We start from the raw sequence: 23,149 nt of genomic DNA on the forward strand, positions 1-23,149 counted from the left end.
TGATGCCGGGACAGGCCTACGCGTTCAGGAAGCGCCGGATCCAGCCGGCCACGCGAGCGCTGTCATGCGGCGCTTCCAGCGAGGCCAAAGCTGCCGGAACCAAAGCCGGGTCACTCGCCCCCGCTCTGTGTCCGTCTGTGAGCGCGCGGGCATAGTCCGGGGCGAATTCCGGGTGGCATTGGAAGGAGAGGACGGGGCGGTCGCTCCAGGCGAGCACGCCGTAGGGCGTGAACCTGCTGCCTGCGAGCACCCGCACGCCGGGCGGCAAGGCCACGACCTGATCCTGATGACTTACGGGGATGGCGATCGTGTCAGAGCTGTCCATGAAGGGCGCGCGCTCCAACACCTCGTAGGCGTGAAGCCCCAGGCCCCAGCCGCGCTGCGACCGCTCCACTCGCCCGCCGAAGGCCTGCGCCAGGGCCTGATGCCCGAAGCAGAGGCCGACGAGCTTCTTCGAGCGGTCGAGGCCGCGCAGGAAGGCCAGCAGATCTTCGACCCAAGGGGTCGCGTCGTAGACCGAGGCGGGCGAGCCGGTGATGACGAAGGCGTCGAACGCCTCCGGCGCCTCGGGCCAGCGGCCTGCCGTCACGTCGAATCCCGTGAAGGCGTGACCGTCGCCGATCAGCGCCTCGACCATCGCGCCGTAGGAGGGAAAGCGCCCGCCGAGCCGCTCGGGCGGATGGCCGGTCTCGAGGATGGCGATGTTCATGGGGTCGGACTTAAAGCATCGTCCCGAAAGGTGGTCACCGGCTTTCGGAAAAGCCGATGCTCTAGATCGCCGGATCGAGGGCGGAAACCGTCGCCGGAGCCGCAGGCTTGGCCACGAGCCGCACCAGTAGCACGGCCACACCCATCACAGCGGCGAAGATCGCGAAGATCAGCGGGTTGTAGGCTACGAGCGCCACGAGGCAAATGACCGCCATCCCGAGCGCGAAGGCCGGAGCGTAGGGATAGAGCGGCGCCCGATAGGGCCGGGCCAGATCCGGCTCGGCTCGGCGCAGGCGGAACAGCGCGGCCATGCTGGTGACGTACATGGTGAGCGCGCCGAACACCGCCATCGTCACGATGCTGGCGGTGAGCGACTGGCCGGCGACGTTGATGAGGTTGTCGCTGTAGATCGCGGCGATGCCGACGCCGCCGCCGGCCAGCGTCGCGATGTGCGGCGTCTGGAAGCGCGGATGCACCCGCGCGAAGACGGCGGGCAGGAAGCCGGCGCGGGCGAGTGCGAAGATCTGCCGGGCATAACCCATGATGATGCCGTGGAACGAGGCGACGAGGCCGAACAGGCCGAGCCAGACCAGCATGTGCAGCCAGCCACTCGACTCGCCCACCACCCGCTTCATCGCCTGGGGCAGGGGATCGTTGAGATCGGACAGGCTCTTCCAATCCCCGGCGGCGCCCGCGAACAGCATTACCCCGAAGGCGAGTGCGGTGAGTGTCAGCACGCCGGTGATGTAGGCGATGGGGATGGTGCGCTTGGGGTCTTTTGCTTCCTCGGCGGCCATGGCCACACCCTCGATGGCGAGGAAGAACCAGATCGCGAAGGGGATTGCGGCGAAGATGCCGCCGATGGCCGCCGAACCGAACCTGTCCTCTCCGGCCCAGCCGCCGGCCGTGAAGTTGTCGAGGCGGAAGGCCGGAGCGACGACGCCCATGAAGACCAGAAGCTCGGCCACCGCCAGCACGGTGACGCACAGCTCGAAGGTGGCGGCGATGCGCACGCCGACGATGTTGAGGCCCATGAACAGCAGGTAGGCGCCGAGCGCGGCGTGCTTCGGGTCGAGCCCCGGATACTGGACGTTGAGATAGGCGCCGATGGCGAGCGAGATCGCGGGCGGCGCGAACACGAACTCGATCAGCGTGGCGTAGCCGGCCACCGCCGCCCCCGTAGGCCCGAAGGCGCGGAGCGCATAGGCGAACGGGCCGCCGGCCTGTGGGATCGCGGTGGTGAGTTCGGTGAAGCTGAAGATGAAGGCGACATACATCGCGGCCACGCACAGCGTGGTGACGAGGAAGCCCAGGGTGCCTGCTTGAGCCCAGCCATAGCTCCACCCGAAATACTCGCCCGAGATCACGAGCCCGACGGCGATGCCCCAGAGATGGAAGGCGTTGAGGCTCTTATCGAGCGTGGTCGAAGGCGTCGGCATCGTGCAACTCCGCGGTCCCGGCCCAAAAGACGGCGTCCGAACGGGGCCTATGGGGCAGGGGGCCAAGCAAGAGCGTTGCCGCTTGCGTGCCCGCGGCGCTCGTCAGGCGCCGCTCAGCCCTTCTGGGCCGGCAACGGGGCGCGCCAAGAGCCGACGGCTGTCACTTGGGCGAGGGCCGCTGGCCGGCCGGATCGAAGGGCATGTGAGCGATGCGTCCTGATGCCGGATGTTCGCTCAGCTCGACGTTGAAGGTTTTGTAGATGAAGGCGAGCAGCTCCTCCGCCGCGCAGGCGCGCGTCTCGGACGAGGCCGCCGCCGCTTTCGCCTCATGACAGCGCTGCGACAGGATCTCCTGTTCCGACAACGCCGTTCGCAACGCCATCTTCGTCGCGGTGATCGTCAGCCGGCACTCGCTGATTTCTTTCATCAGCGCCGATCGTTCCGATTGCCACCGGACACGCTCCTGCTGCACGCTCTGGATCAGATTCATCGCCTGCGGCTCGATCATCTCCTTCCAGCGCTGCAAATCATGGATCGTGTCCGCAGCCTGCTTCACCAGACCCAATGCGTCGTCGAGCCTGACATCGAGATCGAACATGGCCCACTCGGAGGGCCGGATCGGCAGGCCGCTCTCACTGGTGCTCGGATATGGGCTGTCGAGGTCCATCGGAACGCGTTCACGCCTTACGGCGCGTCCTGACCGCTGTCGCCGGTTTCCGCGGGGACGGGCTTGTTCTTCGAACCGAAGGCCGTGAACACGGCATCGTAGATGCGGACTAGCCAGGTTTCCGCCTCCTTAGCGCGCGCCTCGGCGCGGCGGGCGCGGTCCTCGGCCTGGCTCAGCAGAAGCTGGTTCGAGGCGAGCGTCTTCTGGAGCTGCCGCACCTCGTCCTCAGCTTGGCTGATGACGCTGCGGAGCTGGTTCTCGAGATCGACGGCGCGCTCTTCGCTGATCCGGATCGCTTCGGCGGCTTCCTGCACGAGGTCGATCGCGGAGACCCAATCACGCTGCGGCAGCGAGGCCGCGCCCCCGTCGGAGGCAGATGCGGTGTCGGAGGTGGCTGGCGAGAAATTGATGATCTTGTCTCCCGGTCGCGTCACGTTGGCCTGCCAAGCCCGCATGAGAATGGAATTGCCGGAGGAAGGGGCGGCGTCTTTCACGGCCTGTTCTGACATTCAAACGTCCTTCCGAGTCTTCTTTGCCGAGGAACGGCGAATTAGGCCGACTTGCCCGTGGAGCTGAACGGCCGAACGTTGCTCACCTCGTCGGTCGAGGCATGCGCGGTCTCTTCGTCGAGCTCTTCGTTCACCTGCTCCCGCCACGGGCGGCCCGAGCGTTTCAGGGCATCGTGCTGCTTCTGCAGTGTGACCCGGCTTTCGCGCGCGATGTCGAGGGCACCTTGCAGCAACGCGCGCTCCGAGCGCTCGTTCTGCAATTCCTCCATCAATCTGCGGTTCGAGGCGTCGAGATCGGCGCGGGTGGCCTCGTGCCGGTGGGTCAGGTGCTCGATGCGGTCGTTCAGAACCGCGTTGCGGTTCGTCGTCTGCTCGATCGCCGCATCCTTGGCCGCGAGAGCCTTGTTGAGCATGTCGCAGCGGCTGTCGAGTTCGCCGCGAATGCGCTGGATCTCCAAGAACCGCTCGGTCTGGCGCGAAAGGTCGGCTTGCAGGGCTTCGAGGCGGCGCTCCAGCGTACTGCGCGCGATGGTCGCCTCCTTGAAATTGCGATCGACCGAACGGAATTCCTCGTCCTTGTCCCGCAACTGGTTGCGAGCCTGCACCAGCAACTGTTCCGTCGAGGTCGCCCTGTTCAGGGCGGCTTCGAGTTTCATCGCGAGGCTGGCGCGGTCGTTTCGGAGCGCGGACAGCTCCGTTTCGTGCTGCGCCTCGTTCCGCTCCCTTACGGAAATTTCCGTTGCGAGTTGGGTCTCGACGATACGCAGGCGCTGCCGGTCGGCTTCGGCGGTGCTCGTCAGGTCGCGGTGGCGGGCATCCAGATCCGCGAGTTGCGTCGCCTGCTCCTCGCTCAGGAGCTGGAGCCGGCGTCCCTCGACCTCCAGCAGGCTGTTCCGCTCGCGGACGTTGTTCAGCTCGTGCTCGGAACGCGCCAGGGCGCTGTCGGCGGCCTGCGCTTCCTGCCGCAGTGCCCGGCTCTCGCTCGTCAGCGCCTTGTTCTGCTCGACTTCGGAAAAGAGCTGGCGCTCCAGGTTCTCGATCGCCGAGACCTTGTCGCGCAGATCGATCTGGTGCGCCTCGACCGCCCCATCGCGCTCGCGCAGGCTTTCCAGGGTTCGCTTCGCGTGAACCTGGGAATCCGCGAGTTCGCTGTTCATCCGCGACAGCTTCGCGGAGAGATCGGCCACCTCGTCGCGCAGGTTGCCGTTGGCGCCGACTTCCTGGGTCAGCGTGTTCTCAAGTTCGGCGATCCGCACGCTGGCCTTGGACAGCTCGCTGCTGATGCTCGCCAGCGGTTGCAGGATCAGCGCGAAGTCGTCCTGCAGGCTTCGCAGGTCGTCCAGGCGACCGAGCATCGCGTCGATGCGCTGCCGGACGACCTCGTCCCTTTGGCCGATGGCGTCGAGGTTCGTCGGAGCGGACTCGGGCGCCGAGCGGGAGCGCCTGCCACCCTCCATCAGGTCGGGGACGACCGCCTTCGGCAGCCGCGGCGAGGGGGCCGGCTGCGGGTTGCGCGGCTGTTGCTCTGCGTCCCGGTCGCGTGAGGCGGATGACGTCGGCAGCACGTTTCGGAACGGCATCCAAGCCATCGCAATGTGTTTCCCCTGACCACACGGCGAATTCGCGTGCTTACTGCTTTTTTAACAGATCTGCCGCTCAACGCGAGTCGCAAGCCCCGTTGGCAACAGGCTTCTTCCCGATAGGTGGCGCGCGGATATTTCGGTAACTGAACCGTGAGTGTCGAATATTTTAAAGTATAAATGATCGTATTGTTGGTTCTAATTCAGCGATATGATGGATTGGTAAGAACTGTTTCTCGGGGTATCGGGTTGCTGTCGCAAGTGATGGCGATGGCCGCCGGGTTACGCAGATTCTGTGGCCGAGGATATTCCGGCAGAAATCGCCGCGGCGAAGAACGCTGCGGCATGGGTCGCCGCGATACGCGCAGATGCCGAGAAAGGCCCGCGATCACGGCCGCAGGCGGTCGCCGGGTCGGGCGCATCCATTCGCCCGTCAGCGCCGCGTCACGTCCGCGCGGAGGCTGCGCCCTGCCGTCCCTTCATGAAGGCCGCGGCGGTCAGGCGGCGCTCGGCCCCGTTTCCAGCGAGGCCGCGTCGCGGGTGCGAATGTCCATGGCATTTCCGCGCCAGACGATGGCGGTGCGGGCCCAGGCGCTCGCCCAGATCGCCGGCAGAAGGGCGTCGCGGACGAGGAGGGCGGCGAGCATCCGCGGCGAGCGGTGCCAGCCGGCGCGCGCGGCCAGCGCGATCTCCGCCCCGTACCAGAGCACGCCGGCTCCGACGAGCCAGACCGCGACCTCCATCGTCCCCGCCACGAGGCCGGTCAGCACCAGCGGCAGCAGGGCGCCGATGCCGATCTCGGGGGCGAAGAACAGCGGGAAAGTGACCCGGCGCAGCCGCGCCCAGCGCACCTGCCGCGACCAGACCTCCGACAGGGCGCGATGACCGAGCGGCTGCTGGAAGGGCGCGGCGACGAGATGCACCCGCCTGCCCGCCGCGCGCACGAGCTTGGTCGCGGCGGCGTCCTCGGCGATCTCGGCGTTCAGCGCGCGGATGCCGCCCTGCGCTTCGAGGAAGGGCTTGTTCCAGAGCATGCTCTTACCCTGGGCGAAGCCGAGGCCCAGCGCCTCGCCGGCATATTGCCAGCGCGCCTGCAGGGTGTTGAGGAAGGCGCATTCCACTTCGGCGAAGAAGTTCTCCGGACGTGCGCCGATCGGCGTCGAGCAAACGAGGCCGCTGCTGGTCCGCCACGCCGCCTGCATCTGCTGAATGTAGTCGGGCGGCATCAGAACGTTGGAATCGGCGAGGATCACCCAATCGTGCCGGGCGGCATCCCAGCCCCGCACGCAGTTGTTGAGCTTCGGATTGCCGCCGATGCGCTCGTCGCCGAGGATCACTCGCGACGGGGTCTGCGGGTGCGCCGCCCGCATCCGCTCCAGCAGCGGCAGGATCGGGTCGCCGGCCTCCGCCACGCAGAAGATCAACTCGTAGGCGGGATAATCGAGCCGGAAGCTCGCGAGCAGCGTCTCTTCGCTGAACGCCTCCAGGCCGCGCAGGGGCCGCACCACCGAGACGGGGGCGCCCGCCGGGAAGGCGGATGGCGTGCTCTCGTCGTGGTGCTTGTCTCGACTTTTGCGCCCGATGCGCAGGGCCGCCACCGCGAGGCTCGCGAGGTTGACGGCGACGAGAACCGCGCAGAGCGCGAGGGCGGCGAGCGCGCCGCTCTCCGGCAGGGCGATCATGCGCGGCGTCTCCCGTCGAGGGTGTCTTTGGGCGCGACGGCGCGTCCCATCACGCCCCTAGCAGCGCCGCCTTATCAGGCGTGTGACACTTCAAACGCCGTTCCGGGCCGTTCCCTTGATCCCGATCGTGTTTCATCCGGCCTACGAGGCCGAATTGCCGGAGGGCCACCGCTTTCCGATGCGCAAATACGGCCGGCTCGCCGAAACCCTGCGCGCCCGCGGCCTCGTGCCGGACGGCTTCGTCACGCCGGAGCCCGCCGACGCGGCCCTGCTGTCGGGTGCGCACGATCCGGCCTATGTCGCCGCGGTGCTCACGGCGCAGGTGCCTCGGGCGATCGAGCGGGCGATCGGCCTGCCCGTGACGGAGTCCGTCGCCACCCGCGCCTGCGCCTCGGCCGGGGGGACGCTGCGCGCTGCGCGCCTTGCGCTGAGCCATGGGCTCGCCGGCAGCACGGCCGGCGGCAGCCACCACGCCCGCCGGGCCGGCGGGGCGGGCTTCTGCGTGTTCAACGACGTGGCGGTAGCCGCCCTCGCCCTGAGACGCGCGGGTGCGATCACCCGGGCGCTGATCGTCGATCTCGACGTGCATCAGGGCGACGGCACCGCCGATTGTCTCACCCGCGAGCCCGACCTGTTCACGCTCTCGATCCACTGCGAGCGCAACTATCCGCACGACAAGGTGCCGGGCGACCTCGATATCGGCCTGCCCGACGGGCTCGACGATGCGGAATACCTTGCCGTGCTGGAGGCGCGCCTGCCCGCGCTGGTGCAGAACTTCGCGCCGGACCTCATTTTCTACAATGCCGGCGTCGATCCGCATCGCGACGACCGGCTCGGCCGCCTCTGCCTCACCGATGCGGGATTGCTCGCCCGCGACCGGTACGTGGTCGGCCTTGCGCGGGCGCAGCGGATTCCGCTCTGCGCCGTGATCGGCGGCGGCTACGGCAGCGATGTCGACGCCCTGGCCGCGCGCCATGCCCTCGTCTTCGAAGCGATGGCGGCCGCTGCCTGAGGAACGCCGGTCCGCGCACCCGGTTTGCCCAGCCACGGAGACGTCGCCACAGGACAGAGACGATGCCGGACGACGCGTTCGACCTGAACCGCTTCGTGGAAGCACAGGACGGCCTCTACGAGGGCGCGCTCGCGGAGCTGAAGAATGGGCGCAAGCGGAGCCACTGGATGTGGTTCATCTTTCCCCAGATCGCCGGGCTCGGCTCCAGCCCGATGGCCCGGCGCTATGCGATCGGCTCGCTGGCCGAGGCGCGGGCCTATCTCGCCCACCCGATGCTCGGCGAACGGCTGCGGACCTGCACGCGGGCTGCGAATGCCTGGGAGGACCGCTCGGCCCACGCCCTGTTCGGCGCGCCCGACGACATGAAGTTCCGTTCCTCCATGACTCTGTTCGCGCAGGCCGATCCGAACGATCCGGATTTTACCCGCGCACTCGCGACGTTCTTCGAGGGACGGCCCGACCCGCTGACCCTGGAGAGGCTGGCGCAGCGCTGAGACGGGACCATCGCCCGGCCGCTCGTCGAGTTCGAAAAAATCTAGAAGCGGCAATTCGGTCCTAATCCGATTTTTCCGGACCGCCCATCAGTATAGAACTATTATGAAAAGTTGAGTTTGCTGGCGATTGGTTGTTGACGATGCATTGCGCGTAAACATAGATGCTCCAAGACCGCCAATCGAAGATCAAATATTAGTCCGTTCTCTGGTTGTCTGGGGATTGGTCGGACATGAGGCATTGTGATGAAGCGCGCGCTTGTCTTAGCCAATGGCCCGCGCATCCAATATCGAGTTTTGCGATGTGCGGGCGAATGCTTTGATGAAGTCTATGTTTTAGGTGCAAATGATGCGTATCTCTTGAAGCGCTCGCGATTTTGCGAGATTTTTATTGATTTTATAGGAGATTTTGCCAATATTCGGCAATCGGATCTTGCCGATATTCGCCGACTTTGCGCCGTCCACAAGATCGATATGGTGCTCCCGAGTTGCAGCCGGACGACGCGTCTTCTGGCGGCCCACGGCGCCGAGATCGGGGCGCCGTACTATCCCGTGCCGGATCAGCACACCTTCGACGCCCTCGACGACAAATGGCGCTTCGCCGGCGTTTGCGCCGACCTCGATCTTCCCGTCCCCCTGACGCGGCGGTTCGAGACGATGGCGGATCTGCGCCGCGATCCGGACCTCGCCCGCTTCGGATTTCCCCTGATCCTGAAGCCGGCGGCCATGTCGGGCGGCTACGGCGTGCGGCGGATCGATTCCGCCGAAGAACTTCCCGAGCATCTAAACTACGCACCGATCATCTGTCAGGCCTACGTGCCGGGCGAGGAGTTGAGCGCGTTCTATCTCTGTGAAGCTGGAAAGATCTTCGCGTCGTTCTCCTATCGCCGGACCCTCACCAAGCTGGAGGAGATCCGTGTTCCGGACATCGATGCGCATGCAAGCCGGCTCGTCGCGCATTTCCGCTACGACGGGGTGATCGGTTTCGATATCCGGCGCCGGCCCGATGGCGAGATCGCCTTCATCGAATGCAACCCGCGCTTCTGGTACCACATGGAGGTGGCGATGCTGGCGGGCCTGAACTTCGTCACCCTCGGCTGCCGCCTGCGTCAGGGGGAGGGAGGCCCTGCCGCTTCCGACACGCTCAAGCTTCGTTCGCCGCGCCGCCTGTGCGGGAACCTGCTCACGCCCTGGCGCCTGAACCGCGCCGAGCGGGCCTATCTCCGCTACATCGTCCGCGATCCGGCGATTTCGGGCTGGGCGGCGTTCCAGAGCGCGATCGGCCGCTACCGTCTCGCCGGCGGGCAGCTCCTGTGAGGCGCGCCCCGATCCGCCGGAGAGCGACCTCGCGTCCGATCAGGGCCGGTCTGCGCATCGGGATATCCCCCTCAAAGGCGCGTGCTTTGCGCGCGGCTTTGCTGTCGTTCTCGGCGGGCAACGATGTGACCACCGCGTAAGCCGGCCTGCGGATGCAGGGCCGGCGCAGCGACGAGACCGAGGAAGAGGGGCCGTCCATGGATTCGAGCGGCGACTTCGCGAGCCTGCCTGCGGCTGAGCCCGCCCCCCCGTCGTTTGTGCCCGATGCGGTCTCGCAGCGGCCGGCCCTTTCCGTCGAAGTGGCGACCGCGCCGCGCTTTCGCTCCCTCGCCGCGGAATGGCGCCGGCTGGTCCGGCGCTGCACCGAGCCGAACGTGTTCATGGAGCCCGCCGTCGCGGGTGCGATGTACACGGCGACCGAGACGCCGTTGCACGTTCTCCTCGCCTGGTCCCGCCGCAACGGGGAAGAGGCCGAGCTGATCGGTGTCTGGCTCCTCGTGACCGGGCGGCCCTCGTCGCGCCTGCCGATCCAGACCCTCGAAGCCCCGTGCAATTCGCTGACCTTCCTCGGCTCGCCGGTGCTCGATCGCGACCATGCGGTCGAGGCCCTGTCGGCGATGCTCGATGCCGTCGCCGAGCATCCTGCCTTGCCGAAGCTAATCTGCGCCAACCAGATCGCGATGGACGGGGCGGTCTACGCCGCCCTCGTCGGCGCGGCCGGCCGGCGGGGGTTCCGAATCGTCGAGATCGAGCGCCGGCAGCGCGCCCGGCTCGATGCGCCGGTCGCGGGACAGACTGCGCCGGTCTCATCCAGCTCCTCGAAGCGGCGTGCGGAGTTGCGGCGGCATCGCAAGCGGCTCGCGGAGCAGGGCGAGTTGCGTCACGTCAGCATCCGCAAGCCGGAGGAGGTCAGCACGGCATTCCAGGAATTTCTCGATCTGGAGGCCGCGGGCTGGAAGGGCCGCAAGAGTCGGCGCGGACGGGCGATCCGCAACGCGCCGCCGCTCTGCGCCTTCGCCCAGTCGATGATCGCCGGGTTGGCGCGGGACGGCTGCGCCGGCGTCGAGGCCCTGCGTCTCGACGGCCGGGCCATCGCGATGAACATCTGGCTGCGATCCGGCCGCACGGCCTTCGGCTGGAAGATGGCCTATGACGAGGCTTACGCGAAATGGGGGCCCGGCTCGCTGCTGATGGAGGCGATGACCGAGACGGTGTTCGCGGACGGGACCATCGACACCATCGATTCCTGCAACCGGGACACCTCGGCAGCGCTGGCGCAGATCTGGCCGGACCGCCGCGCGATCGCCGATCTCCTGATCGACGTCTCCCCCGGCGGCTCCCTGCGCGGCCGGTTGACGGCCCTGTCGGAGACGTGGTTCCGGCATGGTCGCGGCGTCGCCCGCCGGACCTACAAGACCCACGTCAAGCCGATCTATTTGCGCGCCCTGGCCCGGTTGACCGCGGCGCCGGGAACCGGAGCGGCGGGGCAGGGGAAGACGCAGGGGTAGGAGGTCCGATCCCGCCGGATCAGGACGCCGTCGGCTTCTCCGTGCCGGCGCGATCGACCCGCGCCTCCGGCCGGCTGTCGGTCGAGGCGAAGTAGGGCTTGATGTCGAGCAGCGGCGTGCCGTCGATGCAGTCGAGCCCGCGCACGCGGACGGTGCCGTCGGCGATGTCGAGCCGCTCGACCACGGCGAGCGCGATGGGGTTCGGGCGGGCGGGCGAGCGCAGCGAAAAGGTGCCGCGGCTGCCCGGCGCGTGGCGCGGCTGCTGGCGCACGAGGTCGCGCGCGGCCCGGTCCATCCAATAGAGCACGATCAGGTGCGTGGCGCCCTCCAGGTTCTGGAGCGCGGGCCGGTAGACGGCATCGACTTCGAGGGTGCAGACCGTGTCCGTCTGTGTGCCGTTCTTGGGGCACTCGCTTCGGTCTTTCCACGGCGTGCGCACCCGGCCGATGAAGTAGAGGCCGGCATCGTAGTCGGCGGGCAGCGGGATCGCCTCCTCGCCGGGGCGCCGCTCGACATCCTCGTTCATCCGCTTTCGCTTCCCCGTTTGGCGACGCATGCCTTGTCGCTCCGGCGCAGCGGCTCTGCAAGGCAGGCAGAGCCCTTGCAAGGCCGCTCGCTCGTCTCGCTGCGTCGCGCGGTGTAGACGTCTTGCGGTCAGCGGGGAGGGCACATGGTCATCGACGAGTTGCGGCCGATGGAGGCCGTCGCCGACGCGGAGACGGCCGTGGATCGGCTCGAGGCGCTGCATGCGGGCGCGACCCAGGCGCTCCAGGCGGCCCTGGCGCGCTACCTCGAACACCGCATCCCGCCGGACGCGACCGAACGGCTCCAGTTCCGCTACCCTGAGCTGCGCCTGACCTACCAGCCCGCGGGGCCGCTGCCGCGGCTCAACCGGGCCACCGCCAAGTTCCAGGCGCCCGGCCTCTATGCCACCACGGTGACGCAGCCCGGCTATTTCCGCGCCTATCTCCTGGAGCAGTTGCGGCCGCTCGTGCGCGATTACGGTGCCAGCATCGAAGTCGGCCTGTCAGGCCAGGAGATTCCCTACCCCTACATCGTCGAGCCCGGCACCGATCTCGGCGGCAGCGGGGTCAGCACCAGCGATCTCGCCACCCTGTTCCCGACGCCGCTCCTCTCGGTGGTGGGCGACGAGGTCGCCGACGGTCTGTGGCTGGAGAATGCGGGCGATCCGCGCCCGCTCGCCCTGTTCGACGGGGTGCGCACCGATTACTCCCTGCGCCGGCTCGTGCATTACACCGGCTCGGACTGGCGCGAGATCCAGCCCTGGATCCTGCTCACCAACTATCACCGCTACGTCGATGGCTTCGTCCGTCACGGGCTGGAGCGTCTGGCGGCGGGGGAGGGGGAGCGGCTTGTGCTGCCCGGCGGGATCGTGGTGGAGCAGGCCGAGGCCGCCTCGGCCGATCCGGCGGCGCTGATCGCCGCCTCACCCTGGCACAAGTACCAGATGCCGGCCTACCACCTCGTCGGCCGTGGGCCGGACGGGGCGCCCCAGGGCACGACGCTCGTCAATATCGGCGTCGGCCCCTCCAATGCGAAGACCATCACCGACCACCTCGCGGTGCTGCGCCCGCATTGCTGGCTGATGGTCGGGCATTGCGGCGGATTGCGCCAGTCGCAGACCATCGGCGACTACGTGCTCGCCCACGGATACCTGCGCCGCGACCGCATCCTCGACGACCTCGTGCCGCCGGAGATTCCGGTGCCGGCTTTGGCCGAAGTGCAGATCGCCCTGCAAGCGGCGGCGGCGGCCGTCACCGGCGAGCGGGCCGACGCGCTGAAGCAGCGCCTGCGCACCGGCACGGTCGTGACCTACGACGACCGCAACTGGGAGCTTCGCTTCAGCCAGGAGCGGCGGCGCATCAACCTCTCGCGGGCGATCGCGGTGGACATGGAGAGCGGCACCATCGCCGCTCAAGGGTATCGCCTGCGGGTACCCTACGGCACGCTGCTCTGCGTGTCCGACAAGCCGCTGCACGGCGAGATCAAGCTGCCGGGCGCGGCCAACGCCTTCTACGAGCGGGCGGTGGCCGAGCATCTCAAGATCGGGCTCGCCACGCTCGATACCCTGCGCGCCGACCGGGCGGGCCTGCATTCGAGGAAGCTCCGCAGCTTCGACGAACCGCCGTTCCGGTAGGATTTTGGGGTTTCGAAAGGGCGAGCCCGCCCCTTCGCGGGTCCTGGGCAGAGCCCTGGAAGGGAAGCCGGGGCGCCGCCCCGGCACCCCGCTAAAGGAATGATCCCTTTGGGATCCCGGTGGGAGCCTACGCCGCCCGCACCGTGGCGAGGAACTGCGAGACCTGGGCGCGCAGGGACTCGGACTGACGCGACAGCTCGCCCGCGGCGCCGAGCACTTGGCTTGCCGCCGCGCCCGTCTCCTCGGCCGCACCCGCCACACCCGCGATGTTGCCCGTCACCTCCGACGTGCCGGTCGAGGCCTGGGCGACGTTGCGGACGATCTCCTGCGTCGCCGCGCCCTGCTGCTCCACCGCCGCGGCGATGGCGGTCGCCATCGTGTCGATGTCGCGGATGCGGCCGGCGATGTCGCCGATCGCCGCGACCGCCTGACCGGTCACGCCCTGGATCTGCCCGATCTGCGCCGAGATCTCTCCGGTCGCTCGGGCGGTCTGGTTGGCGAGTTCCTTGACCTCGGCCGCGACCACCGCGAAGCCGCGGCCGGCCTCGCCGGCACGGGCGGCCTCGATGGTGGCGTTCAGCGCCAGAAGGTTGGTCTGTCCGGCGATGGAAGAGATCAGCCCGACCACGTCGCCGATGCGGCCCATGGCAGAGTTCAGTTCCTGCACGAGATGCGCGGTCCGGTCCGATTGCGTGACGGCGGCCTGCGCCAGCTCGGTGGAGCCCGCGACCTGCCGGCCGATCTCGGCGACCGAGCTGCCGAGTTCCTCGGCGGCGGAGGCCACGGTGTTGACGTTGGTCGCGGCCTCTTCCGCCGCGGCGGCGACGGTGGTCGCCTGGGTGGCGGTCTCGGTCGCCGTCGCGGTCATGGTCGAGGCGGTGGCCTGAAGCTCGGTCGCGGAGGACGAGACCATGCCGACGATGCCGCCCACGGCCGTCTCGAAGCGGTCGGCCAACTCGATCATCGTCCGCTTGCGCTCGGCGGCGGCGGCCTCGTCGGCGATGCGGCGCATCTCGGCCTGCTCGGCGGCCTTCTGCGCGACCATCTCCCGGATGCCCTCGACGGCGCGGCCGACCGCGCCGATCTCGTCGCCCCGCTTCGCCTCCGCGATGCTGGCGTCGATGTCACCCTGCGCCATCCGCCGCAGGACCGTAACGAGCCGACCGAGCGGACGGACAATGCCGAAGGCGACGATGCTGCCGGCGAGCGCCATGGCCACGAGCAGGGCGAGACCGGAGCCCACCATGAGATGGGTGATCGTGCGGCTCGCCTCGTCGGCGGCGGCCTGCTTCTTCGCCTGCATCTCCCTGCCGATCAAGGCGACGCGGGCGAGGACGAGTTCGTTCAGTTTCTCGCGGATCGGCGCGGAGTCCTCCTGCACGACCTTGAGCGCGGCCTGGGTGTTGTTGACGAGGCCGAATTCGGTCGAGCGGGCAAGATGGCCGAAGAACGTCTCCGCCGTCTCCCGGATCTGCTGGTTGGTTGCCCGGCGTTCCGATGTGTCCGCGAGGCCGATGAGGTTGTCGATGGCCGTGTAGGCGGCGGAGGCGGCCGCTTCCTGGCTGGCCTTGTATCGCGCCATCACCTCGGGACGGGTCTCGATGATGGTGGTCCTGTTGTGGATCGCAGCCTCGTTGATCTTGAGCTGTGCCTTGAGGATGTTCTCCTGGCGCGCCGCCTGCACGTCGATGACCTGCTGGGTCTGCTCAGTGACGCTGTGCAGGGCACCTCGGGCGTAGACGATGACTCCGACGGTCGTGGCCGCCATCAGGGCCAGGGGAACCGCGACCTTCACCAGGATCCCGGCATTGTCGATTAGCTTCATCGATGTCGTCCCACGTGTGTTTCGTGGGTCGGTTGCTGAAGGCGACACCTTAATCGGACGTTGCTCGGCGTAAGGCTTCTCGAAGTTACCCAACTTTCGTCAATTCACGATCGCGTGATGCGTATTACTCTAGATCGACATTGGGAATATTCGTAATCTTGGAGGAACCGCTGGGCGTCTTGCGTGTTTTTGCCCTCCCGATCCGTTTATCGGGCGGTGGACATCCTTCGCTACGGGCTGCCTCGACTGACGGAGGGCGCTCGTCCTAACGCTCGCGCTGCCACAGCCCGGCGCGTTCGGCCCGAGCCTGATCCTCGGCCTCGACGAGGTCGCTCGGCGCGTCCTCGGCGGCCCGCGCCCCACCCGCGGTCACGATCAGCGAGGCGAGGTCGTCGCCGTCCAGGCGGCAGCGCACGGAGGCCGGATCGCCGGAGCAGATCACCTCGCGGCGGCGCAGGTAGCGTGCGAGTTGGCGGGCGAGCGCGCCGCCCTCGCCGACGACGCCGAGCAGCCGCACCTTGCGGCCGCGGATCGCCAGCGTGCCGGTATCGACCACCTCGGGCACGCCGCGGACTTCGCCCGCGGCCGGCGTCGGGGCCGGCGCCACGGCGGCGGCCGGGGTCGGCTCGGCCCGTGCGGCGGAAGGGGTCGGGCGTTTGCGGCCCTTCAAGACCTTCTGCGCCCGCTCCACGAAATCGTGGAAGACGCGGGCCGGGATGTCGCCGCCGGTCACTTTGTTCATCGGCGTGTTGTCGTCGTTGCCGACCCAGACGCCGACGATCATGTCCGGGGTCAGCCCGACGAACCACCCGTCGCGATAGTCCTGGCTGGTGCCGGTCTTGCCGCCGACCGCGAGGCCGTTGACCCGCGCGGCCTTGCCGGTCCCGGATTCCACCACCGCCTGGAGCGAGTCGAGCATCATCGACTGGACCTGCCCGTCCATCGCCGCACCGGGCTTCGGCGCGGCGCGCTGATAGAGCGGCTGCGGCGTGTTCCCCCGGATCGTGCGGACGAGATAGGGCTCCACCGGCACGCCGGGGCCGAGCACGCCGGCATAGGCGCGGGTCATTTCGAGAAGCGAAACGTCGGCCGAGCCCAGCGCGAGGCTCGGCACCTCGGGCAGATCCGACTGCACCCCGAGGCGGCGGGCCTCGGCGATGATCGCGGGCAGGCCGACCTCCTCGCCGAGCTGTGCCGCGATGGTGTTGACCGAGAGCGCGAAGGCCTGGCGCAGCGGCAGGGCGCCGCGGAAGCGGTTGTTCGAGTTCTGCGGCTCCCACTCGCCGATCTGGGTCGGGCGATCCACGAGCACGCTGTCGGGGAAGAAGCCCTTGCCGTAGGCGGCTAGGTACACGAACAGCTTGAACAGTGAGCCGGCCTGACGCTTGGCCTGGGTCGCGCGGTTGAACTGGCTGTCCTCGTAGTCGCGGCCCCCCACCATGGCGAGGATCGCCCCGTCGGGCGCCATCGCGATCAGCGCGCCCTGGCCGACCTTCTTCTTGTCCCCCTCGCCGTCCAGGCGGCGGGCGAGCACGCCTTCGGCGAGGCTCTGGAGGTCGAGGTTGAGGGTCGAGCGCACGGTGACGTCGCCGGCCGCCTCGGTCAGCCGCTTCACGTCGCCCGATACCGCATCGAGGAAGTAGTTGGTGCCCGGTGGCGTCTCGGGCGGCGTGTGCAGGGTGAGCTTCTCCGCCCGCGCCTTGTCGGCCTCGGCCCCGCTGATCGCGCCGGTCTCGACCATGGCCTGGAGCACGAGGTCGGCCCGCTCCTTGGCGCCGCCGAAATTGCGGGTCGGGGCGAGCTGCGAGGGCGCGCGGACGAGGCCCGCCAGCATCGCTGCCTCCGGCAGGGTCAGCTTCTCGGCGCCATGCCCGAAATAGCGCCGTGCCGCCGCGTCCGCTCCGTAGGCGCCGGCCCCGAAATAGGCGGTGTTGAGGTAGCCGACGAGGATCTCGGGCTTCGTCAGCGTGCTCTCCAAGCGCAGCGCCAGGAAGGCTTCTTGAATCTTGCGCTTGAGCGTCTTCTCCTGGGTGAGCGAGGTAAGCCGGGCGTATTGCTGAGTGATGGTCGAGCCGCCCTCGCGCACACCGCCGCCGGTCGCGTTGCGCCAGACGGCGCGGGCCATGCCGCGCAGGTCGATGCCCCAATGGCTGTAGAAACGCCGGTCCTCGATCGCGACAATGGCTTGGGCCAGCCGGGGCGGCAGGGTCTTCTCGGTCAGCCGTTCGCCCTGGAACGCGCCACGGGTGGCGAACGCGCGCCCGCTCTCGGACTCGACCACGAGCGCGCGCTGGTTGGCTTCCGGCGCCACCCCGCCGAGCGGCGGCAGGGAGGCGAAGGCGACGAAGACGTATCCGGCCAGGATCACCAGCGGCAGGCCGATCACGACGGCCAATCCGATCACCCAGGGCCGACGGCGGCGGGGTGGGCGAGCGGAGGGGTGGGTGAAGGGCTGGCTTTGTGTGTCCGACCGGTCCACCGGCGCCGGGGGCGCGACGGGTGTGGCCGGTGGACCGTCCGAGCGAAGGCGGTCCGTGGTGCGCGCGAGGACCGGCTTAGCCCCCTTCGCGGCCTCCCTGGCGGCGGCGGCTCCGCTGCGCCAAGCGCTGCGTCCCGCGCTCCCGGCGAGACGGCCGAGCTGGCGCGCCAGCAAGGCGGCCGCCCGCGCGGCTTCGCGCGCTGCGGCCCGCGTCTCGGTCCCGTCCTCGCCCGGCCTGTCCGGTCCCTGCGCCGTCATCGCGAACCGTTCGCCGCCTGCCGGAAATCATCCATCATGAGGCGGACCTTAGCGGAGCGGGGGCCGGCAAGGCTACGCATGCAATGGTGGGGGAACGCGAACGGGGCTGACGGGTGACCCAGGCGACACGTTCGAGCCCCATCGCCCGCGCTTGCCCTCATGTCCTTGCCCTCGTGTGATCGGGTATGCGGCACGGCCCGGTTCTGCGAAGCCTGGGATGCGGGCTATCATCCGGGCCGACACTCCCCCGGATCCGTGACCGTGATCGCCTCCTCGTCCCTTCATCGACCCGCCCCGTGGATCGCGCTCGCCTGCGGCGCGGTCATCGTGACCATCGCCATGGGCATCCGCCAGGGGTTCGGCCTGTTCATGCGGCCGGTCGAGTTGGATCTCGGCGTCGGGCGCGAGAGCTTCGGCCTCGCCATGGCCGTGCAGAACCTGATCTTCGGGCTCGCCCAGCCCTTCGTGGGGGCGCTGGCGGACCGCTACGGGCCCGGACGCGTCGCCGCCGCGGGCGGCCTCCTCTATGCCCTCGCGCTCGCGCTGGCGGCCTTCGTCTCCTCGGCGCTCGGCCTCACCGTCACGCTCGGCTTTCTGCTCGGGCTGGCCATGACCGGCGTCACCTTCGTCGTCGTGCTCGGCGCGGTCGTGCCGCTGATGCCGACCGGACGGCGGGGTGCGGCGGCGGGCATCGTCACGGCGGGCGGCTCGGTCGGGCAGTTCCTGCTCGTCCCGGCCACCCAGATCGCCGTGGACGGCCTCGGCTGGCGCGGGGCGCTGCTCGCGGGCGCCGGGCTCGCGGCTCTGATGCTGCCGCTCGCCCTCGGCATCGCCCGGAAGGCCGCCTCCGGCGCGGTGCCGGCGACCGCGGCACCGGATGCGATCCCGCTCGGCGCCGCTCTTCGGCAGGCGGCGGGGCATCGCGGCTACTGGCTCCTCAATGCCGGCTTCTTCGTCTGCGGCTTCCACATCGCCTTCGTCTCGACCCACCTGCCGGCCGTGCTGACCGATGCCGGCCTCGATCCGGGGATCGGCGCCCGCGCGCTGGCCCTGATCGGCCTGTTCAACATCCTCGGCTCCTACGCCTTCGGAGTCGCCGCGGACCGGCTGCGCAAGAAGTACGTGCTGTCGTGGATCTACTTCGCCCGCGCGGCGGTGATGGCTTTGTTCGTCGTCCTGCCCTTCACCCCGCTCACCGCGACGCTGTTTGCCTGCGCCATCGGTTTCCTCTGGCTCGGCACCGTCCCGCTGACGAGCGGCCTCGTCGGGCAGATCTTCGGCGTGCGCTACCTCTCGACCCTGTTCGGCATCGTCTTCATGAGCCATCAGGTCGGCGCCTTCTTCGGCGCGTGGGGTGCGGGCTTCATCTTCGCCCAGACCGGTTCCTACGACGCGGCCTGGACCCTCTCCATCGGCATCGCGCTCCTGGCCGGTCTCCTCAACCTGCCGATCCGCGACGTGCCCCTGGCGCAGCGGGCGAGGCCGGTATGAGCGTTCGGGACGAACTCGTCGTTCTCGCCCTTCTCGGCGCGCTGACGCTCGCCGGAGCGCTCCTGTGGGCCCGCGAGGGGGTGGGGCTCTGGCTGCGGGGAGCGTTTCTCCTCTGCTTTTGAGCCGGTGCTCGTCTCACCGCGCAATGGCGCGGATGAAATAGACCAGCGCCGTGAAGGCGAGGAGGCTCAGGCCGTAGAGGGCGGCGAACCAGAGGAGGCGCCGGGCGCTCAATGGTAGCTCGCCGCGTTCGGGTTCTCCTCGATCTTCCCCCGGAAGACCCAGTAGGCGTAGGCCGTGTAGGCCAGCGTCAGCGGCATCACCACCGCGTAGCCGACGAGGGCGAATTGCAGCGCCGAGGTGGCGTTGGCCGCCTGCCAGATCGTGAGCTTGGGCGGCACGATGTACGGGAACAGGCTGATCGCCAGCCCGAGGAAGCCGAGCAGGAACAGGGCGATCGAGAGGAGGAAGGGTGCCACCTCGCGCCCGTCCTCGATCGCCCGCCAGATCCGCCAGCACACGAACGCCGTCAGCAGCGGCACGGGCGCCACGAACAGCACGTTCGGCCAGGAGAGCCAGCGCCACTGGATATGCAGCCCGAGGAACGGCACCCAGGCGCTGACGACCGCCATCGAGAGGACGGTGCCGATCAGGAACTGCCGCGCCTTGATCCGCGACCAGATCTCCAGCTCGCCCGAGGTCTTCATCACGCACCATGTCGCGCCGAGCAGCCCGTAGCCGCAGACGAGGCCGATGCCGGTCATGACGCTGAAGGGGGTGAGCCAGTCGAGCGTGCCGCCTGAGAAACCCCGGCCTTCCGTCTGGAAGCCCTGGACGAAGGCGCCGAGCACCATGCCCTGCGCGAAGGTGGCGACCAGCGAGCCGTAGTGGAACGCGTTGTCCCACACCACCTGCGAGCGCTCGGCCTTGAAGCGGAATTCGAAGGCGACGCCGCGGAAGATCAGCGCGATCAGCATCAGGATGATCGGCAGGTAGAGCGCCGGCAGCAGGATCGCGTAGGCCAGCGAGAACACCGCGAACAGCCCGCCGCCGCCGAGCACGAGCCAGGTCTCGTTGCCGTCCCAGATCGGCGCCACCGAGAGCATCATCCGGTCGCGCCAGTTCCCGGGCCGCGCGGCGGTGAAGAGGATGCCGACGCCGAGGTCGAACCCGTCGATGACGACGTACATCGCCACCGCCAGCGCCAGCAGGCCGGCCCAGACCAGCGGCAGCCAGAAGGCCAAGCCCTCGTACTCGTTCCCGAAGCCGAACATCGTCGCTCCTCCCCGGCCGGTGGCGTCCGTCCGTTATAGGAGCACCGCCTCGTGGGGCCAGAACCGCGCTCAGGGCGATGCGGGTCCCCGCCATGATGGCTGGCGGTCGCTGGCCGAGAGCGTGTCGGCGGAGGGCCGCGGGGATGCGGCCTGCCCCGTGACTTGTCCGCTCACGTGCCGGGCGACGGCGGCCGCCCCGGCCCGCACCATGTCCTCCCGCGCCTCGGGCGGCAGCGCATTCACGGCCTCCACGAGCGCGCCGATGCCGCCCGTGGTCAGGCGATCCATCGCGTCGCCCGATACGATCCCGGTCCCGGCGGCTCGCGGCCGGGCCGGATCGGGGCCGCCCTGGCGCTGAAGTGCGAGATAGGAGAGTGCGCCGATCACGAGAGCGGCGCGCAAGAGAAACGACATCGGTCCGGTTCCAGGGGGCACGGCTTCGCCGGCAGGGCCGACGGAAGGTCGATCGCCCGATCCTGCCATCCCGGCGGCACCGCCGGATGAACCGGATGAACCGAAACCGCCGACGTGGTGAACGAAGCGTTTTTCACTAGGGCGCACGCCCTCTCGGCCCCCTGTCCACCCTCTGCGGCGCGGCGCTTCCGCCCCCGCTCGGGCCTTGTGAAAAGCGGGGATCGGCGCCTCGAACCGGGGCGGCGGGCTCGGCGGTCGGCGGCAAGTGAGCGACCCTTTTCATCCTCGCTTAAACCGCCTCTGCGACGGTTTCCTCGAGATCGTAACGAGCAGTCGAGGGGCGCAAGACACCCGTGTTCCGGGTCAAGGCTTGCGCTGTGCGTGGTGGTGTTGCGTAAAGACGGTGCCCTTGCCTCCCTGTTCGATTCCCGCCTCGCGGGGCTGGTTCATGCCTCCGCGCTGGCCGAGCCGGGGGTGCGCTTCCGCCACGAGCGGTTCCTGATCTCGCGGCTCGCCACCGGCGCCGTGATGATGGCGGGCCTGCCGCCCTACCTCGTCTGGCGCGGTGTCCCGAGCGGCCTCGAAGCGATCGCCATCGCCAGCCTGTTCCTCCCGCTTCTGGCGGCCGTCATCCTGTCGCGCACCGGCTCGCTATGGGTCGCGCATGCCCTGTCCTCGCTCGGCCTGACCGGCATCGTCGTCTGCCTCGCCGCGCTCACCGGCGGGGCGAGTTCGGCCGCTTCCATCTGGCTCGTCGCGGTTCCGCTGGAGGCGATGATCTCCGGCTCGCGCCGGGCGACGATCGCGGCCTCCGTCATCGCCGTCGTCGGCGCCTTCGCCATCGCGCTGAGCGGCTACCTGCCGGTGGGAAGCCTCACGCTTGCTTGGCCCAACGCGATCGTCATGCCGGTCTTCGCCGTGACCGCGATCGGCCACATCGCGGCGCAGGCGATGGAGCACATGCGCCGCGAGGGCGAGTGGCGCGCCCGGATGCAGGACAACGAGGCCCGCGACCGCCTGCTGCTCTCGGCCATCGACGACCTCGTGACCTGGCACGACGCCAACGGCCGCGTGCTGGAGGCGAGCGGCTCGGCCGCCCGCTTCGTCGGGGCCGAGGCGAGCCGCCTGCGCGGACACGGCCTGCTCGACCGGGTGCATATCGGCGACCGTCCGGCCCTGCTCCAGGCGATCAGCGACGTCGCCGCCCACGGCGCGCCGGCCACGGTGCCGTTCCGCCTGCACCTCGACGCAGCCCGCGGCGACGGCAGCCGCACGATCTTCGCCGAGATGCGGGCCCACCGGATCGAGGCGGGGCTGGCCGGCGCCAACGGCTCGACCGTCGTCGCCGTGACCCGCGACGTGTCCGAGCACCGCCGCCACGCGCAGGAACTCGACCGCGCCCGTGCCGAGGCCGAGCGTGCCGACGAGGTGAAGACCCACTTCCTCGCCACCGTCAGCCACGAGCTGCGCACCCCGCTCAACGCCATCATCGGCTTCTCGGACGTGCTGGGCGGGGAGGGCGCGGTGAGCCTCTCGCCGGAGCGCTCCCGCGAATATGCCGGCATCATCGCCCAGTCCGGGCGCCACCTGCTCGACGTGGTGAACACGCTGCTCGACATCTCGCGCATTCGCGGCGGGCATTTCGACTTCCAGCCGGAGCCGGTCGATGTCGAAGCGCTGATCCGCGGCTGCTGCGACCTGATGCGGCTCAAGGCTGATGCCTCGGGCATCACCCTGACCAGCGCGCCCGTGCCCGCCGGCTGCGCCCTCGTCGCCGATGCCCGCGCCTGCCGCCAGATGCTCATCAACCTGATCTCGAACGCCGTGAAGTTCACGCCCCGCGGCGGCCGGGTGGAGGTGATGGTGCGCCGGGGCGGGGCCTATCTCGACATCGTGGTGAGCGACGACGGCATCGGCATCACCGAGGCCGACCTGCCGCGGCTCGGCGACCCCTTCTTCCAGGTCGGCGGCGGCTACGGGCGCACCCACGAGGGCACCGGGCTCGGCCTCTCGGTGGTGCGCGGCCTCGCCGGGCTGCATGGCGGCGCGGTCTCCGTCGAGAGCGCGCCGGGCAAGGGCACCGCCGTCACCGTGACCCTGCCGCTCGATTGCAGCCGCGCCAAAACCGCCACGGCCGGCGCGCGGGACGGTTCAGGCAATGGTGCCAAGGGCGCCGCGCAGGCCCAGCCTGCGCCGATCCGGACCTCGGTGCGGGTGGTGGCTATGTCGGAGCCGGCGCCCGAGCCGATCCGGCGGCCGGCCGGCCTGTTCGATCCCGCCCCGCTCTCCGCCACCCCCCCGATGCGCCGCGCCGGGTGACCGACCCCCGCGAAACAC

Annotated in this window: 19 protein-coding genes; 8 read left to right on the forward strand and 11 right to left on the reverse strand. The window is 69.3% G+C overall.

The window, feature by feature from the left end:
- Positions 1-16: 16 nt before the first annotated feature.
- The 6 genes from J2W78_RS01470 to J2W78_RS01495 form a co-directional block, all read right to left on the reverse strand.
- Positions 17-709 (reverse strand): glutamine amidotransferase-related protein, encoded by a 693-nt coding sequence (locus J2W78_RS01470; protein WP_253367376.1) that lies wholly within the window; start codon positions 707-709, stop codon positions 17-19.
- Positions 710-770: 61 nt separating this feature from the next.
- Entirely contained in the window at positions 771-2,147 is a 1,377-nt protein-coding gene (eat, locus tag J2W78_RS01475; RefSeq protein WP_253367378.1) for an ethanolamine permease, read from the reverse strand.
- A gap of 160 nt (positions 2,148-2,307) precedes the next feature.
- Positions 2,308-2,814: a hypothetical protein gene (locus tag J2W78_RS01480; RefSeq protein WP_253367380.1), complete on the reverse strand. Its 507-nt coding sequence runs from the start codon at positions 2,812-2,814 to the stop codon at positions 2,308-2,310.
- A 17-nt stretch (positions 2,815-2,831) separates the two neighbouring features.
- Positions 2,832-3,323 carry a TolC family protein gene (locus tag J2W78_RS01485; RefSeq protein WP_253367382.1) on the reverse strand — a complete coding sequence of 164 codons (492 nt, stop codon included), beginning with the start codon at positions 3,321-3,323 and terminating at the stop codon, positions 2,832-2,834.
- Between the two features lie 41 nt (positions 3,324-3,364).
- Entirely contained in the window at positions 3,365-4,903 is a 1,539-nt protein-coding gene (locus J2W78_RS01490) for a chromosome partitioning protein ParA (protein ID WP_253367384.1), read from the reverse strand.
- 497 nt (positions 4,904-5,400) lie between these two features.
- Positions 5,401-6,585: a ceramide glucosyltransferase gene (locus J2W78_RS01495; protein WP_253367386.1), complete on the reverse strand. Its 1,185-nt coding sequence runs from the start codon at positions 6,583-6,585 to the stop codon at positions 5,401-5,403.
- A 115-nt stretch (positions 6,586-6,700) separates the two neighbouring features.
- On the opposite strand from J2W78_RS01495, the gene J2W78_RS01500 reads away from it, so the two are divergent.
- The 4 genes from J2W78_RS01500 to J2W78_RS01515 all read left to right on the forward strand — a co-directional run bounded on the left by J2W78_RS01500 (position 6,701) and on the right by J2W78_RS01515 (position 10,913).
- Positions 6,701-7,597, forward strand: coding sequence for a histone deacetylase family protein (locus J2W78_RS01500; RefSeq protein ID WP_253367388.1), 897 nt, complete (start codon positions 6,701-6,703; stop codon positions 7,595-7,597).
- A gap of 62 nt (positions 7,598-7,659) precedes the next feature.
- Positions 7,660-8,091, forward strand: coding sequence for a DUF1810 domain-containing protein (locus J2W78_RS01505; RefSeq protein ID WP_253367390.1), 432 nt, complete (start codon positions 7,660-7,662; stop codon positions 8,089-8,091).
- Positions 8,092-8,334: 243 nt separating this feature from the next.
- The gene (locus J2W78_RS01510; protein ID WP_253367392.1) at positions 8,335-9,405 is read left to right on the forward strand and encodes an ATP-grasp domain-containing protein; all 1,071 of its coding nucleotides are present in this window, start codon (positions 8,335-8,337) and stop codon (positions 9,403-9,405) included.
- A 197-nt stretch (positions 9,406-9,602) separates the two neighbouring features.
- On the forward strand, positions 9,603-10,913 hold the full coding sequence (locus tag J2W78_RS01515; protein ID WP_253367394.1) for a GNAT family N-acetyltransferase: 1,311 nt from the start codon (positions 9,603-9,605) through the stop codon (positions 10,911-10,913).
- Positions 10,914-10,932: 19 nt separating this feature from the next.
- Here the strand turns inward: J2W78_RS01515 and tsaA are convergent, their stop codons facing one another.
- On the reverse strand, positions 10,933-11,439 hold the full coding sequence (tsaA, locus tag J2W78_RS01520) for a tRNA (N6-threonylcarbamoyladenosine(37)-N6)-methyltransferase TrmO (protein ID WP_253367396.1): 507 nt from the start codon (positions 11,437-11,439) through the stop codon (positions 10,933-10,935).
- A 144-nt stretch (positions 11,440-11,583) separates the two neighbouring features.
- Here tsaA and J2W78_RS01525 point away from each other — a divergent pair, with 144 nt between their 5' ends.
- Positions 11,584-13,071, forward strand: a complete 1,488-nt coding sequence (locus J2W78_RS01525; protein WP_253367399.1) for an AMP nucleosidase — start codon at positions 11,584-11,586, stop codon at positions 13,069-13,071.
- Positions 13,072-13,198: 127 nt separating this feature from the next.
- On the opposite strand, the gene J2W78_RS01530 is transcribed toward J2W78_RS01525, so the two are convergent.
- Both J2W78_RS01530 and J2W78_RS01535 read right to left on the reverse strand, forming a co-directional pair.
- A complete protein-coding gene (locus J2W78_RS01530; RefSeq protein ID WP_253367400.1) occupies positions 13,199-14,896 on the reverse strand; it encodes a methyl-accepting chemotaxis protein in 1,698 nt (565 codons plus the stop codon).
- A 265-nt stretch (positions 14,897-15,161) separates the two neighbouring features.
- Entirely contained in the window at positions 15,162-17,633 is a 2,472-nt protein-coding gene (locus J2W78_RS01535; protein ID WP_253367403.1) for a PBP1A family penicillin-binding protein, read from the reverse strand.
- A gap of 261 nt (positions 17,634-17,894) precedes the next feature.
- On the opposite strand from J2W78_RS01535, the gene J2W78_RS01540 reads away from it, so the two are divergent.
- Together J2W78_RS01540 and J2W78_RS24685 are read left to right on the forward strand one after the other, a co-directional pair.
- Complete coding sequence (locus J2W78_RS01540) at positions 17,895-19,124, forward strand: MFS transporter (protein ID WP_253367405.1); 1,230 nt, start codon at positions 17,895-17,897, stop codon at positions 19,122-19,124.
- Positions 19,121-19,246, forward strand: coding sequence for a hypothetical protein (locus J2W78_RS24685; protein WP_301288501.1), 126 nt, complete (start codon positions 19,121-19,123; stop codon positions 19,244-19,246). Before J2W78_RS01540 ends, J2W78_RS24685 begins: the two co-directional genes overlap by 4 nt.
- 108 nt (positions 19,247-19,354) lie before the next feature.
- Here the strand turns inward: J2W78_RS24685 and cydB are convergent, their stop codons facing one another.
- Both cydB and J2W78_RS01550 read right to left on the reverse strand, forming a co-directional pair.
- Complete coding sequence (gene cydB / locus J2W78_RS01545; RefSeq protein WP_253367407.1) at positions 19,355-20,398, reverse strand: cytochrome d ubiquinol oxidase subunit II; 1,044 nt, start codon at positions 20,396-20,398, stop codon at positions 19,355-19,357.
- Between the two features lie 69 nt (positions 20,399-20,467).
- Positions 20,468-20,812, reverse strand: a complete 345-nt coding sequence (locus tag J2W78_RS01550) for a hypothetical protein (RefSeq protein ID WP_253367409.1) — start codon at positions 20,810-20,812, stop codon at positions 20,468-20,470.
- Positions 20,813-21,193: 381 nt separating this feature from the next.
- On the opposite strand from J2W78_RS01550, the gene J2W78_RS01555 reads away from it, so the two are divergent.
- A complete protein-coding gene (locus tag J2W78_RS01555; protein WP_253367410.1) occupies positions 21,194-23,131 on the forward strand; it encodes a PAS domain-containing sensor histidine kinase in 1,938 nt (645 codons plus the stop codon).
- Positions 23,132-23,149 lie beyond the last annotated feature (18 nt).

It is taken from the genome of Methylorubrum extorquens (assembly GCF_024169925.1).
GTDB classification, from domain to species: domain Bacteria; phylum Pseudomonadota; class Alphaproteobacteria; order Rhizobiales; family Beijerinckiaceae; genus Methylobacterium; species Methylobacterium extorquens_A.